This is a genomic window from Paenibacillus tritici, from assembly GCF_013204885.1.
In the GTDB taxonomy this organism is placed as follows: domain Bacteria; phylum Bacillota; class Bacilli; order Paenibacillales; family Paenibacillaceae; genus Paenibacillus_AQ; species Paenibacillus_AQ tritici.
This window is the reverse complement of sequence record NZ_JABMKX010000008.1, coordinates 132,153-146,345: the sequence shown is the minus strand read 5'-3', so window position 1 is coordinate 146,345 and position 14,193 is coordinate 132,153. Positions and strand designations below refer to the sequence as shown.

Annotated in this window: 14 protein-coding genes; 11 read left to right on the top strand and 3 right to left on the bottom strand. The window is 52.1% G+C overall.

Translation table 11 applies throughout. The features are described 5' to 3' along the window. The first annotated feature begins 413 nt into the window (after positions 1 to 413). Positions 414 to 974, top strand: a complete 561-nt coding sequence (locus HQN87_RS15865) for a hypothetical protein (protein ID WP_216857321.1) — start codon at positions 414 to 416, stop codon at positions 972 to 974. Here HQN87_RS15865 and HQN87_RS15860 read toward each other — a convergent pair. Further along, a complete protein-coding gene (locus HQN87_RS15860; protein WP_173135770.1) occupies positions 937 to 2,094 on the bottom strand; it encodes an MFS transporter in 1,158 nt (385 codons plus the stop codon). The two genes, HQN87_RS15865 and HQN87_RS15860, sit on opposite strands and share 38 nt — an antisense overlap. A gap of 267 nt (positions 2,095 to 2,361) precedes the next feature. Here HQN87_RS15860 and HQN87_RS15855 point away from each other — a divergent pair, with 267 nt between their 5' ends. Then, entirely contained in the window at positions 2,362 to 2,943 is a 582-nt protein-coding gene (locus tag HQN87_RS15855; RefSeq protein WP_173135195.1) for a TetR/AcrR family transcriptional regulator, read from the top strand. An 11-nt stretch (positions 2,944 to 2,954) separates the two neighbouring features. Here HQN87_RS15855 and HQN87_RS15850 read toward each other — a convergent pair whose 3' ends face one another. Continuing rightward, entirely contained in the window at positions 2,955 to 3,398 is a 444-nt protein-coding gene (locus tag HQN87_RS15850; RefSeq protein ID WP_173135767.1) for an SMI1/KNR4 family protein, read from the bottom strand. A 328-nt stretch (positions 3,399 to 3,726) separates the two neighbouring features. On the opposite strand from HQN87_RS15850, the gene HQN87_RS15845 reads away from it, so the two are divergent. The 5 genes from HQN87_RS15845 to HQN87_RS15825 all read left to right on the top strand — a co-directional run bounded on the left by HQN87_RS15845 (position 3,727) and on the right by HQN87_RS15825 (position 9,325). After that, positions 3,727 to 4,773 (top strand): LacI family DNA-binding transcriptional regulator, encoded by a 1,047-nt coding sequence (locus tag HQN87_RS15845; RefSeq protein WP_173135191.1) that lies wholly within the window; start codon positions 3,727 to 3,729, stop codon positions 4,771 to 4,773. Beyond that, positions 4,770 to 6,179: an extracellular solute-binding protein gene (locus tag HQN87_RS15840; protein ID WP_173135187.1), complete on the top strand. Its 1,410-nt coding sequence runs from the start codon at positions 4,770 to 4,772 to the stop codon at positions 6,177 to 6,179. Before HQN87_RS15845 ends, HQN87_RS15840 begins: the two co-directional genes overlap by 4 nt. Positions 6,180 to 6,281: 102 nt before the next feature. After that, a complete protein-coding gene (locus HQN87_RS15835; RefSeq protein ID WP_173135172.1) occupies positions 6,282 to 7,157 on the top strand; it encodes an ABC transporter permease subunit in 876 nt (291 codons plus the stop codon). A gap of 2 nt (positions 7,158 to 7,159) precedes the next feature. Then, positions 7,160 to 8,032 carry a carbohydrate ABC transporter permease gene (locus tag HQN87_RS15830; RefSeq protein WP_246553235.1) on the top strand — a complete coding sequence of 291 codons (873 nt, stop codon included), beginning with the start codon at positions 7,160 to 7,162 and terminating at the stop codon, positions 8,030 to 8,032. A 15-nt stretch (positions 8,033 to 8,047) separates the two neighbouring features. Beyond that, entirely contained in the window at positions 8,048 to 9,325 is a 1,278-nt protein-coding gene (locus HQN87_RS15825) for a CehA/McbA family metallohydrolase (RefSeq protein WP_173135169.1), read from the top strand. Positions 9,326 to 9,434: 109 nt separating this feature from the next. On the opposite strand, the gene HQN87_RS15820 is transcribed toward HQN87_RS15825, so the two are convergent. Then, positions 9,435 to 9,845 carry a hypothetical protein gene (locus tag HQN87_RS15820; RefSeq protein WP_246553237.1) on the bottom strand — a complete coding sequence of 137 codons (411 nt, stop codon included), beginning with the start codon at positions 9,843 to 9,845 and terminating at the stop codon, positions 9,435 to 9,437. Positions 9,846 to 10,183: 338 nt separating this feature from the next. Here HQN87_RS15820 and HQN87_RS15815 point away from each other — a divergent pair, with 338 nt between their 5' ends. The 4 genes from HQN87_RS15815 to HQN87_RS15800 all read left to right on the top strand — a co-directional run bounded on the left by HQN87_RS15815 (position 10,184) and on the right by HQN87_RS15800 (position 13,894). Further along, complete coding sequence (locus HQN87_RS15815; RefSeq protein WP_173135166.1) at positions 10,184 to 10,876, top strand: response regulator transcription factor; 693 nt, start codon at positions 10,184 to 10,186, stop codon at positions 10,874 to 10,876. Continuing rightward, the gene (locus HQN87_RS15810) at positions 10,873 to 12,342 is read left to right on the top strand and encodes a sensor histidine kinase (protein ID WP_173135163.1); all 1,470 of its coding nucleotides are present in this window, start codon (positions 10,873 to 10,875) and stop codon (positions 12,340 to 12,342) included. Before HQN87_RS15815 ends, HQN87_RS15810 begins: the two co-directional genes overlap by 4 nt. 104 nt (positions 12,343 to 12,446) lie before the next feature. Beyond that, the gene (locus HQN87_RS15805) at positions 12,447 to 13,568 is read left to right on the top strand and encodes a TolB family protein (protein ID WP_173135160.1); all 1,122 of its coding nucleotides are present in this window, start codon (positions 12,447 to 12,449) and stop codon (positions 13,566 to 13,568) included. Positions 13,569 to 13,657: 89 nt separating this feature from the next. Further along, on the top strand, positions 13,658 to 13,894 hold the full coding sequence (locus HQN87_RS15800) for a DUF6953 family protein (protein WP_173135157.1): 237 nt from the start codon (positions 13,658 to 13,660) through the stop codon (positions 13,892 to 13,894). Positions 13,895 to 14,193: the final 299 nt, after the last annotated feature.

Here is a 14,193-nt window from a genome sequence, read left to right as displayed (position 1 = left end):
ACTCTGTACACCTAAATTGTCTGATGTACCGGCGAATATCTGTTTAGCTGTATTTCGTACAATTAAAAAGCATCTGTACCTTGGTTTTCACCTATTCGGGCAGATTTAGTTGTACAGACTACAGTTATAAGAGGCGAGCCTTCCTTTTCACTGTTTTTAACTGCACAGAATACAACTATCCCTGAATGATCGCTTCGAACGCAGCTTGATAACGTAAAGCGAAAGAAGCGGAGGGGGAATTTGGAACTGTAGGAGCGGTAGCGACCGCCTTTGTCACCGGCCGGAAGTTCCAATGTTCCCCGCAATGACGGCGAAGCTTCATGTTTAAATTGGGCAAAATTCACACAATCAGAGAAGAAAGAAATGAAGACACCGCGCTTCGTTTCTTTCTTCTTTCATATCTGGAGGGGGAAATGATGTTTCTATATCATTATTTTGATGAATCGGTGGGGCCATTTGTCAGTTTATCCGACTTGCCCATTGATCAGGCACAAGCAGTGCTGGAGACGATTAAACAGACCAAGCCCGGTTCCCAAAGCGCACAAAGACAGGATACATATGTGGAGTACCGGCGCCATTGTGAACAAATTATACGGACGGAATTCAAGAGAAAAGGGGGTCTTGTAAAAAGACCAACCCCGCACTATATGGTAGTTGAACACAGTCCGTGGTTAAGCACCTGGTTTGAACATAGCGCATGTATAAAGATTCCCATTGAAGAATTTGAACGAAACACGATTTCATTTACATACGGCGACTCCATGCCGACATTCAGCCCGAAGGTGAACGACGGAAAAGAATACAGGCATACGCTATATACCTATGACGAGATTCTAACCATCATTGAAAAGTACGGGTTGCCGCAGACCTGGAACAATGACGGCCAATACGGCCCTGAACGGTATATCGAAGCGCATATCTGGAACGATGAACCGGTTAATAAATACCGCGACGGGTCATTACCCAGAATATAAGAGCTAGAGCACTAACGGCTGCACCCAACAAGCACACTCCGTTCCAGCCTGCGTAAGCATAGATAGTGGTAGATGCAATTGCTCCCGTGGCGCTGCCAATGGAATAGAAAACCATGTAGCCGGCAGTAAGCCTGCTGCGTGCCTCAGGGCGTACATTAAGGATCATGCTTTGGTTGGTGACATGCACGGCTTGTACCGCCAGGTCAAGAAGGACAATACCAACGACTAATGCGATCAGCGAGTGCTCCGTATACCGGATGGGCAGCCAGGATAGAAGCAACAGAATCAAGGCCACACCTGTGGTCCTCTGCCCTAAACCCTGATCGGCAAGACGTCCTGCCCGTGCTGCGGCTAAGGCTCCGGCAACTCCGGCGAGGCCAAACGCTCCAATCGCAGTATGCGAGAGAGACAGCGGCGGAGCGCTGAGAGGCAGCACCAGGGAAGTCCAGAATATACTGAACACGGTAAAAATCATCAGGGCCAGCACAGCACGGATTCGCAGGATTCGTTCCTCTGCAAAGAGTGTGAACAGCGAGCGGAGCAGCTGCAGGTAGGATAGTGATTCTCTTTTAGACTCATCCTGCGGCAGTATCCTAAACAGTACACAGACCATGATTAATGTGAACACCGCGGAGACCAGGTAGACAGAACGCCAACCGGCCACATCGGTTAAAACGCCAGCGAACGTTCGCGCCAGCAGAATGCCAATGACGATTCCACTTGTCACCACACCGACCGTACGCCCGCGTTCGGCCGGGGCCGCCAGAGTTGCCGCGAAGGCAACCAGCGTCTGTGTCACCACGGCGAGTAGTCCAACCGCAGCTATCCCGATGAATAACACTATGCCGGTGGGGGCAGTGCCAACCACAATCAAGGCCAACACAGATAATAGCATCTGTCCGGTGATCAGCCAGCGTCTGTTCAATAAATCGCCGAGGGGCACTAATAGCAGCAGTCCAAGAGTATAGCATACCTGAGTAATTGTAATCACAATGCCGACGGATGAATGAGTAATACCGAACTCTTGTGCAATCGCGTCCAGCAAGGGCTGCGCGTAATAGATGTTGGCCACTGCCATTCCGCAAGCAACCGCAAATAAGAGCGCAATTCTGCGGGACATTAAGGGGGCAGCCGTTGTGTCTGATGCGGTCAGCTCCTTGTGAGCAGGTTCAATGTGTTCCAAAAGATAACGCCTCCTTATATTTAGGTTTGTTAGATATGTGAAATTACATACTGATCGGTATATAATAGTCCTGATTAATATAAAGTGCCAAGAAGTCAGATGTCAAGTTGTATTTTTAGCCTACTTCACACATTTGACAGGATGTAATTCAGAGAATAAAATACTAATAACATACTGTTCGATATGAAAAGAGGGGGAATTATTGTGGCCCGGCAACGCGAATTTGATGTGGACAAGGCCTTGGATGCAGCTATGCAGCTATTCTGGGAAAAGGGATTTGAAGCAGCCTCCTTAAGCGACTTGACCTCAAGAATGGGGATTCAGCGTCCAAGCCTATACTCTGCGTTCGGAGATAAAAAGGGGCTATTTGAAGCGGCGTTGCGTAAATATACGAGTGCCCATGCAGCCCATATTCGTTCCACTCTGCAAGGAAAGGCTTCGGTTAAAGAGGCGTTCCGTGCCTTTTTTGAAAATCTGGTGGCTAAAGAATATACAAAAAGCCCCAACTGGGGCTGCTTTTGTATTAATTCAATGGTGGAGCTGGCGCCGCATGATGAGAAATTTGAAATTTTAACCAGAGAACATCAGATGTACCTCTCGGTAATATTTCAGGAAACGATTGAACGGGGAGTGCGCTCAGGTGAGCTTGACCGGGATATTCATGTTAAAGGCCTGGCGCAGACTCTGGTGATCTCGCTAATCGGACTTACTGTATTCATGAAATCCCGTCCTGAACGGGGCTTTGTGGATAATTCCGTGAAGGAGATCCTTACCTTGTTAAGGTAACATCGGGTTTATTACCACTCCGCAAAATTCTCTTCAATCAGCGCCGCGAACGACACCGCGATAACCTCGTATTCTCCGGTATCATGATCGCCGAGCAGCACCCGCCCTTTGGGATCAAGCAGGATCGGATTGCCTGAGCCGTCCATAGAGAATACAACGCTGTGTGCGAGTATGGCTCCCGCAGGAGTGTCCTTGAAATCCTCGCGGAAGGACAACGTTAACTCAGTGATGCGCTCCTGTCCCATGGAGGAGGCGTTGCTGAAGGCATATACGGGTAGCCCGGCATAAGCGCCGCCGAAGCTTTTAATGAACCGGACATAGTCCCTATCCAGTGAAAGACCCAGCACCTTCTCTGCCGCTTCGATCTGGTCATCCGTTGCCGGTATGCCGAGCAGACTCCGGTTATCCTCTCGCGTTAAAAAAAGGTGCAAGCGTTCCATCAGCGCATCATTCATAGTAATTCCCCCATTAAGTATGATATCCCATAATAATAACAAGAGCGGAACACAGGTCAATAGCCCCCGGTTCCGCTCTTTCCATATTCAATCGTTGTTTCTCGCTTTCCCCCTTACACAAAAATAACATTTCGATAATATCAGTCGCACAAAACCGCTTTAATATAAAGCCTGTAAGATATACCGCAGCACTACGGGAATTCCGGCTCAAGACAAGGCCAGGAACAGGGGGCGAATGATGTCCAAGCATTAAACCGGTTTAATGAAATGCGGGAACAAGATTATATAATCCGACTGCACGGGCAGGAGATAAGTGAGGTTTCTTTCTATGGCTACCATTGAGGATGTGGCGAGAGCATCAGGCGTTTCTAAAGGGACGGTATCAAGTGTGTTCAGTAAAAAAAGACCGATCAGCAAGGAAGTCACAGAACGTGTACTGGCGGCAGCCCAAGACCTTAATTACAAGCCTAATTATTGGGCAAGAAGCCTTGCGAACAAGTCGACCCGAATAGTAGGCCTTAATATTCAAGGCGAGAAATTTAAGTTCAGCCAGTTTCACCTCTCGCTTTTAAATGGTGTGTTAAGTGTCTGTTATGAGCAGGGTTACCGGCTGCTCGTCAACACGCTATCCCATACGTATCAGAATCAGCTGGAGCATAGGGTCACAGGTCCTGCCGACGGGGAGATTCTGCTGAACCCGGAAATTAGAGATGAGCGGATCACCGGGCTGCTGTCCGGGGACATCCCCCTCGTACTGATTGGCAGGCCTTCCGCCGAGTTCGAGAACCATATTTCTTATGTCGACAATGACAATGTCAGTATGACCGAGCAGATTACCCTCTACTTGCTTGAGCTGGGGCACCGGAACTTCTTATTTCTGAACGCGCCGGCAGACCGTACAGTTGCAGTTGACCGGGCCAGCGGGTTTCTGGCTGCGGTCATGCAAGCAGGACTTTCACAGTCTTCCTACAACATCCTATATAAGCCTGACCCGGACAATTCTTCCTTTGATTTCGGTTATAAGACAACGCTTAGGGAACTCCGGGCTAACCCGGCAATTACAGCCATAATATCGGATACCGATACGATGGCGCTCGGTGTTTACAAAGCAGCCGGGGTGCTCGGCATCAGTATTCCCGGCCAATTGTCCGTATTCGCCTTCAGTGACGACTCCATCTTCTCTCCCGAATTCACGCCGCCGCTTACGGGGGTCCGCCTCCATGCCGAACAGCTCGGGCGGGAAGCGGCAACTCTGTTGATTGAACGGCTGTCAGGCAACCTCAAGACCGTCAAAAGAACGATTGTCCCAACAGACATGGTTATCCGCAGCTCCTGTTCTGCACCCATTACAAACCTTGGAGGAAATCAATCATGAATAGGAATATGAATGCAGCAAAGGCCTTAGTCTTGGCCGGGACTGTGCTATTGTCCGCATGCAGCAATAACAGCAACGCCTCTTCGCCATCGCCAGCGCCAGCAGAGAATTCAGAGGGCATGAAGCTTGAGATTCTAGCCGGTAATGTGGGAGGCAAGACGCCTGAAGGCAATACCCAATTTGCGCAGGCCCTCAGCGAGAAGACCGGTCTTGAAGTGACACTGGACAAGCCCGCCAGCGATTATGACCAGAAGGTGCTGACCGCACTCAGCTCAGGGGCGAAATATGATCTAATCGAGGTCAGTGACCTGGCCAAGCTGAATGCACTCATTGACCAGGGTGTGGTAACCGATCTGACAGGCTTCGTGCAAGACTCCAAGATATTATCGGACCCATCGGTAATTCCGACCGGTGAATGGGAACAACTTAAAGGTCCGGACGGTAAGATATACGGCGTTTTCTCCAAATTTCAGGGGGCAACCATGCCTATCGTGCGTAAAGACTGGCTGAACAAGCTGGGCCTTCAGGAGCCTAAGACACTGGATGAGCTATACACAGTTCTGAAGGCGTTCAAGGAGAAAGACCCGGACGGGAACGGGCAGGCGGATACCTATGGACTCAGCACTGCGGGGCTGTATGATATTCAGGGGATTATGAGCGCAGCCGGGCTGAAATACAGATATGTGCTGGATAACGGCAAACGTACCCTTCCTTATGCAACCGATGCGGCTATTCCGATGTACGAATGGTTCGCCAAGCTTGTGAAGGAAGGGATTATGGACCCGAATTTCATTACGAATGATACCGCCAAAATGCGCAACCTCTTTCTGACGGACCGCGTAGGGATGGTAACCTACTGGGATGCGTGGGTAGGGATGTTCAATAATCTGAAGCAGCAGGAAGATGCTGCTACAACCTTCCAGGCTGCAGGGATGGCAGGACTTCAGGCGGCGGACGGTACGATACTTATGCGCCGGGGGGACCCGGATTTCTGGATAATTCCTGCCAATGCACCGCATCCCGAGGCTGCTAAGAAGTTCCTCGAATTCTGGAACACTGAAGACGGAATCACACTAGGAAGCCTGGGCGTCGAGGGTTATGACTATGCCTTGGACAACGGGAAGTACACCCTTACGGATACCGGCAAGGAAGCCAACATGGACCACGGCGTTCCTTATTGGTATAACACCACGGTGAAGCCGAAGTTCCCTGCTCTGCCTGGCGTCGAAGACGCTATGGCCCTCTCCAGAGAGTATGCAACCCTTGAACTTTCACTGCCGACATGGCCGGATGCGGAGAAGATTGTGACGAATTACGCGCTCAAAGCCATGGCAGGGCAGATGCCGGCGGGAGAAGCGGTAGAACAGATGCAGAAAGAATTAAAGGCGGCAAACCTAATCGACTAGAATAGACCAGAATCTGCAAGACTTGCAGGGGAAGCGGACTGTGATCATATTACCGCTCCCCGCTTGTTATAGGATTTCATTAAGGCAGGAGGCGGGACAGCCATGAGATTGATCAGGAAAAACTCTATATTGTACATCATGATGCTTCCGGTGATCCTGTACTTCATCATATTTGCCTATTACCCGCTGGCGAAAGGGCTGCAGACCAGCTTCCAGGAGTACAAGCTAATGGGCGAACGTCCTTACATCGGCTTGGATAACTATAGACAGGTTATCCATGATCCAACCTTTTGGGATGCGCTATGGAATACGTTGTATATAGGGGGCGGAATTCTTTTGGCCGGTTTTTTGGCTCCGCTGTTCATTGCCTTGTCTTTGAACGAGGTCATGAAGAGCTGGTTCAAGAGAACCGCGCAGTTAGTGCTGTATGTTCCACATTTATTATCCTGGGTGGTCATTGGCGGGATATTTATTTTTCTGCTGTCTCCTGACAGCGGGCTTGTCAATTTGCTGCTGGTCCGGGTATTTGGCATTCAGCCGGTTAACTTCATGGCAGATGAAGCCTGGGCCCGCAATATCATGATTGTTTCAGCCGTGTGGAAGGATATGGGTTACAATTGTATTTTGTTTCTGGCGGGCATTGCAGGAATCAGTCCCACACTGTACGAAGCAGCCCGGATGGACGGGGCAACCAGATGGCAGCAGGTTAGATACGTGACGCTGCCGCAGTTAATGAACACGATGAAGGTCATTCTGCTGCTGAACACACTCGGAATATTCCGGATATTTGACCAGATCTTCGTGATGCGCAATCCGGCGATCGCAGGCAAGGTCGATGTGCTCATGATGTATACCTTTCAGAAAGGCATTATGGAGATCCGTATAGGCCCGGCAGCGGCAGCCAGCTTCTTCGTGGTTTTATTTACCCTGGTACTTGCTTCTGTGGTTAGAAAAACGACACGTTTTGATGAGGTGTAATCATGAATATTGAACATATGGAGCGAAGAGGATGGGCGAGCAGGACGTTTGATGCTCTAAATGCGCTGTTCTTAATCTTACTGATGTTAACGATGATTATCCCTTTTGCCAATGTAATCGCCCTGGCCTTTTCTTCCGGGATGGCTTCCATGAAGCCTGAGATTATTCTGTTTCCCAAAGAATTCAGCGTAGAAGGCTTCGGGACAGTGTGGAATAGTCTGGATCTGCGGCGCCCTTTCATGAATAGTGTAATTGTCACGCTCACCGGCACGTTTCTTCATGTCCTGCTGTCCAGCCTGGCCGGGTTTGTGCTGATCCAGCCGCAATTGCCCGGCCGAAAAATCATGGTCTCCTTTATTCTGCTGACAATGATGATTCCGCAGGACGCCATGATGATTCCGCTCTATCTGGTGAATCAGGACCTGCATCTTATAAATACGTTAAGCTCCCTGGTCTTGTCGGGCATGATCTCCGGCTTTTCGATTCTGCTCATGCGCAATTTTTTCCTGAATGTCCCCTACGAGATGTGTGAATCGGCGCAGATTGACGGGCTGGGGATGTTCCGTATTTTCACAACGATGTATCTGCGTCTGGCTATCACCGGAGTCGCTACGGTCACCTTGTTTGAATTCGTGAGCCGTTGGAACATGCTCAGTGCACCGGTTCTGTTCATCAACGATAGCACGAAGATTACCCTTCAGGTGGCCCTCAAGTCGATGATCACAGATGCGAGTGCCACATCCGGCAATCTGCTGATAACAACCAATGTCCGGATGGCGGGAATCCTCATTTCGATTCTTCCGCTGCTGGCGGTATATCCGTTCATTCAAAGATATTTCATGAAAGGTCTTATGTTAGGAGCGAACAAAGAATAGAAGGGAGGATATCACATGCAGATTGTCTTGGAGCTGCCTTTGAACAGAAGGATTACAAAAAAAGAAGAGCAGACGTACCTCGAACTCCCTTTTGCAGTAGGGGCTGCTGTGGAAAGGATCGAAGTGAAGTATACGTATGAATCCCGGAACGGGGCGGCAGTGATCGATATCGGACTCCGTTCGCCGGGACGGATCATAGGCTGGAGCGGCGGAGCCAGGGAATCATTCTTCACCGCACTCGGCAAAGCGACACCCGGCTACCTGGCGGGTCCGATCGCTGCCGGAGAATGGAAGGTCATGCTGGGCGCTTACCGCGTACCCGAAGGGGGGTGTGAGGTCCATGTGGAGGTGAAGCTCTTTCATAAGCATCCCCGCTGGATCAGGGGCGACTTGCATATGCACAGTGTTCACAGTGATGGTGCGTACACCATCGGGGAGGCGATGCGGTCGTGCAAGGACAAAGGCCTGGAGTTCATGGCCCTCACAGATCATAATAATGCCTCGCAGAATATAGCCGCGCTGGCCGCCGATGATCAGCTCGTGCTTATTCCCGGTGTGGAATTAACCAGCTATAAGGGGCATTGCAACCTGCTCGGGCATCCGGATGCCTTGGACGATTTTCGTATCCTGACACCGGAGCAGGCCAGGCGGGAATTGCAGCAGGCCACGGACAAGGGAGCCTTCATTTCACTGAATCACCCGTTCTGCGCGAACTGTCCATGGGAACTGGGCTTTGACTTGCCCTTTGATGCTGTTGAGGTATGGAATGGGCCATGGCGCCCGATTAACAGAGCAGCCCTCAACTGGTGGCAGGAGCAACTCGTCTCCGGGCAAAAGATTATTGCAGTAGGGGGAAGTGACACACATAGAGTAGAACCGCATGCCCAGCATGGAACGCCTACGGCTTATGTCCGTTCAGAAGCGGAATCGCAGGAGGAGATTCTTCGCGGAATCAGGGCCGGGCACGTAGTGCTCTCCTCCGGCACCTGCGGGACCTTCATCGACTTATCTATCGGTGCGGCAGGTGTCGGTGACACAGTCATCGTGGATAGCAGGCAAGAATATGAACTGGTTGTGCAAGTGGCCGGTGCGGCAGGAGACCTCGTGCAGCTATGGTCTGACCGCGGCATAGAGCAGGAATGGTCCGTGGAGAGCGGCGGTGAATATACATTGCCGGTGTTAACGGACCGGTTATTCTACCGCGCGGAAGCCATCCGTCACCTGACAGAGATGAATATAACGGTTACCGTCTGCCTGACGAATCCCGTCTACCTGCGCAAGCCTGAACAATAACAACAATAACCCTATAAATAAAGCTGCCCCATCCGCAGTTATATCTGCGAGTGAGACAGCTTTATTTGAATTTAAAAGGTTACCGCTTTCGTCCTGCCTGCCGGATCACTCAACCAAACGAGGTCTCGACACTCTGCGTCACAATCTCCCTGAGTTCAGCCTTCTGTGCGGTGAACTGCTGCAGGGTAATGCTTCCGCTCGCCAGTCTCCCTTCAAGCTGCTGGGTCAGCTGTCTGACCTGCAGATTGATGACCTGCTGGATATTACCGCCGTTCTCTTCAGCGATAGTGTGCAGGGATTTGCCGTCGTACAGGGCATCATACAGCTCTTCGTCGGAGGAGGCGCCCAGGTTCAGGCCATCCAGCAATTCATCGGTATCGGTCACATCTACTGTGGACCATTTGGCAACAGGCAGGGTATGTAAGGCAGGCTTACCCCAGGCCGTTCCTCCAAACGACATCGCTACAATCATCGTTCCAACAATCATTACCCGCTTTATATTCATACGTTCTATGTTCATATCTGTTATCCTCTTTTCGTGTGTGGTTATATCGTTCAAGGTTCAGGGATTGCGGCGGCTAGTGAACTTCAGCTACATACATCTTACCCAACAATACTGAAATGAAGCTTAAGTCTTCTTAAAGATAACCTAAACTTTTGAGCGTTCCTGAATTGTAGTGTCTTGGGCCGATGAATGGAATGCTCCCTGCCCAAGGTTTGCCTGCAAGCCTGAACGGTGATTCTAATAGTAGAGCCCAGCAGCCGTCTGCCTTGTTCTTGCTCCTGCTTCTGGATCTGCGTTATTCTTGAAGGGACTGATCCGAACGAAGCAAGCGCCAACGGAAGGATGAACCGCCTATGAAAAAAATACTGGTCGTCGATGATGAACCGGCCATTGCAAGTGCGATTGCCTATGCGCTGCGGCGTGAGGGCTATGAGGTTGATACCGCCGGTGACGGAGAGGAAGCGCTGAGCAAGGCAAATTCCTTCCGTCCGAATGTGATGGTGCTCGATGTAATGATGCCGAAGCTGAGCGGTTATGATGTCTGCCGCAAGCTTGAGGACCGGGATGATATCGGCATTATTCTGCTGACTGTCAAGAATGATATTGTTGATAAAATTGTCGGTCTGGAGCTGGGCGCAGACGATTATATGACCAAGCCGTTCGAGATCCGCGAGCTGCTGGCCCGGGTCAAGGCGCTGCTCCGCAGGCTGGAGAAGAATACAGTAGAGACCCGCAGCGAGCGGATCGAATACGGCGCGCTGCAGGTTCACCCGGACCGGCGCAGCGCTGAGCTGGACGGGGAGCAGCTGGAGCTGACCCCGAAGGAATTCGATCTGCTGCACCTCCTGCTCTCACACCCGCAGCGGGTGTATATGCGCGAGGAGCTGCTGGAGCAGGTCTGGGATATGGACTATGCCGGGGGCACGCGCACCGTGGACATTCACATCCAGCGGCTGCGCAAAAAACTGGGTGAACCTTACCAGAACATCCTCCAAACCGTCTATGGCGTAGGCTATAAGGCCGTGCCTGCGGGGAGCTACCCATGAGAATCAGCATCAAGCTGAAGTTCAGCCTGTTCCTGGCGGTGCTGCTTATTCTTGCCGTCAGCGTGCTGAGCTATTTCGTGCTGCGCGGCGTCGAGCGTAACGAACAGGGCCAGACGGAGCGTTATCTGGCCCAGCATGTCACCACGGTCAATCTGCGGGTGAAGCAGACGTATTATACCGGCGCGCGCCTCGAGCCGCAGGCCTTCATGCAGCAGCGGGGCAAGGCGCTGGCTGCCGAGCTGGCCGGGTTCACCGGCCTTGAGGTGACCCTGTACGACGCTCAGGGTCAGCCGGCAGGGACCTCGGCGCAAGGCGGGCCGGGTCAGGGCAAGCCGGATCTCAGCGCGGCGCTGGGCTACGCGCTGAACAATAAAGTCGCCTATCAGAGTGAAGGCGACAGGCTGTTCTATCTGGCCCCGCTCCAGGGGCCGGAGGGGCAGATGGGCGTGGTGCAGCTTCAGTACTCCCTGAAGGGCGCCCGCAGCTTCCAGCAGACGCTGCTGAATCTGTTCCTGACCACGGGCGGAGCGGTGCTGGTGCTCAGCTTTTTGGGCGGGTACCTGTACTTCAACCGCGCTGCGGTTGCGATCGGACGGCTGAAGAAGTCGGCGGAGGATATCCGCCGTGCCGATTATATTGCGGCTCCGCCGGTGCGGCGCAAGGATGAGCTTGGAGAGCTGGCCGAGGGCATCTACTTCATGAGCCGGGAGATCGAGAGCAGCATTGCTGCGAAGGATGAGGAGCGGCGCAAGCTGCAGCTGGCCGTGGAGAAGCTTCAGGCGCTGGAGCAGCAGCAGAAGCAGTATATCGGGAACATCAGCCACGAATTCAAGACGCCGCTGACCTCGATCAAGGCGTATGTAGATTTGCTGAACATGTATGACGACGACCCCAAGCTGCTGCATGATGCCAAGATCAATATTGCCAAGGAGACGCAAAGGCTGTATGAGATGGTGGAGAAGGTGCTGCAGCTGACAGCGCTGGAGAAATACGATTTCGAATCCCAGGCGGAACTGCTGGAGGTCGAGAGCACACTGCGGGATATCTGCGGGCGTATGAAAGGCAAAGCGGAGCGCTACGGCCTTACGATCACACTTGACGTCAAGCCGGCGCATATCTGGATCGACAAGGAAAGCTTCATGCATATCTTCATCAACCTGCTGGACAATGCGATCAAATATAACGTGCCCCAGGGGAGGATTCACCTGCACAGCGAGGTCCGGGATCAGCGGGTATGGATTACAGTCCGGGATTCGGGAATCGGCATTCCCGGGGAGTCGCGGGACAAGATCTTCGAGCCGTTCTACACAGTCAACCGTGACCGTTCGAGAGCATCGGGCGGCACAGGGCTCGGACTCTCCCTTGTCCGTAACCTGGTGGAGAAGCAGAACGGCACCATTGCCTTGCTGCAAGAGGGCCCGGACGGGGGGGCGGCGTTTGAGCTGTCTTTTCCGCTGGTGTCCTGAAGGAGTTAAGTTTACAACTTGGAAACATTCTGTGTGCGGTTTGGAAATATGCGTCAGGTATGCTTCTGGAAGCCATAGAAGCGAAGAGCTGGAGGGAAGCCTGGATGAATCGTGAGAGCTATAGAGCCTGGGGCAAGACTTGGAGAGTTCTGCTGTGCGGAGCCGTTCTGCTGTCGGTCACTGCCTGCAATACAGAGAATACGGAAATGCGGGAGGTCGTTGAGACATCCGGCCAGAAGATTACCGTCCTCGATAATATCAGCGAATCGGTCTACACTCAGCTGAAGCTTGAAGGAATCCATAAGGTGGAGGGAGTGCGGGGCACCGACTTCGTCAGTGAGGAGGTGATGGTCGTGACCCAAGAGAACCGGAATCTCCCTGCGCAGGTGATTGAAGGCCAGAAACGGTATCCGGTGAATCTCTATCTCCATACCTTCTCCACAGGAGAGGAGACTCCGCTGCGGGAGGGAGAGCTGAATTATGGCGCGCCGCTGCTGTCACCGGACAAGACACATTTGTTCTACAAGGAATTGTATGAAGCTACGGGAGTGGGCTACATAATGGATCTGTCCACAGGCGCTTCCGTGAAGCTGGGGGACGCAGAGTTCCGGAGTGAAGAAGGAACGTGGGCGGATGACGGGCATGTGATTTTTCCGGATATGGAAGGCAATCTTCTGAGCGCTGATGTGAACGGTAAGCTGGAAACTGTACTCAAGACGGGCGTGTCTTATGCTCATGAGGTGATTCAGACCGGCAGCCGGATTCTGTATATTTCGGGTGAAGAGAGCCAGCTTAACGCTTATGACAGAGGCACGAAGCAGACCAAGGTGCTGGGGCAAAATGTCGAGTGGGCCATTCCCTCCCCTGACGGGAGCAGGCTGGCCATCGTGGAGCGGATTGGAGCCGGGGAGCGGGTGCTGAAGCTCTGCGACAGCGAAGGTAATGAGCAGTCCCGGCTTGCTGACGGACAGCAGATCTTCGGTACCAGCTGGTCGCCGGACGGCAGCAAGCTGGCCTATGCCATTACGGCAGCAGGTGCCGCCGATGACCAGGAGGGCCTGTTCATTACGGAAGTGGAGACCGGGGAGCAGACACCTGTGCTGAATGATATTCATATCGCGGATAAGCTGCACTGGAGCCCGTCTGGCAAGAAGCTTCTGGCTTCAGCAACGGTGCTGAAGGACAGTGCTTATCAGAGTCTTACGTATGTGATTAGTTTGTCGTAACCGGGACCGGCTGAACGAGCTTCTGGTTTTGTTTTCATGCTATAATGGGGAAATGTACAGGCAGGACAAGCCGGAAGGAGCATTATCCTATGGAAGTAACCGCACAGGAAGTGGCGGAATGGATGGTCAAGGAAATCAAATTTACAGGAACCCTGCATCAGACTGCAGCGATTGAATATGTGAAGGCGAATTTCGGCGAATCCTTTGTATTTGTGAATGAGAATGGCAATGCCTCGCTGTCCAAAGAGGTGAAGAAGGCATTCCGTAAGCTGCATGGCGGAAGAATTGCCTGGGACCGCGACGGGTTCCTGTGGGCCTGGACCTGAGGACAGCATGAGCGTAGGGCCATATAAGACGCACTTAAGTTTTAAACTTGAAGCTTCGTCGTCACTGCGGTGAACATTTGGACTTCCGGCCGCTGTTGTCCCCAGATTTCTTGATTTATTCCGCTGTTCGCGGGTGAAATCCGGTGACAAAGGCGGTCGCTACCGCTCCTACAGCTCCAAATTTCCCCTCCGCTTCTTTTGCTTTTTGTTTATTTCTGTAGTGCTTCTTATATAATACTTATATTTCAATAAAGGGAGCGTTGCTTGTTCAGCAGCGCTCCCTTTTCGTGCGGTTTAGC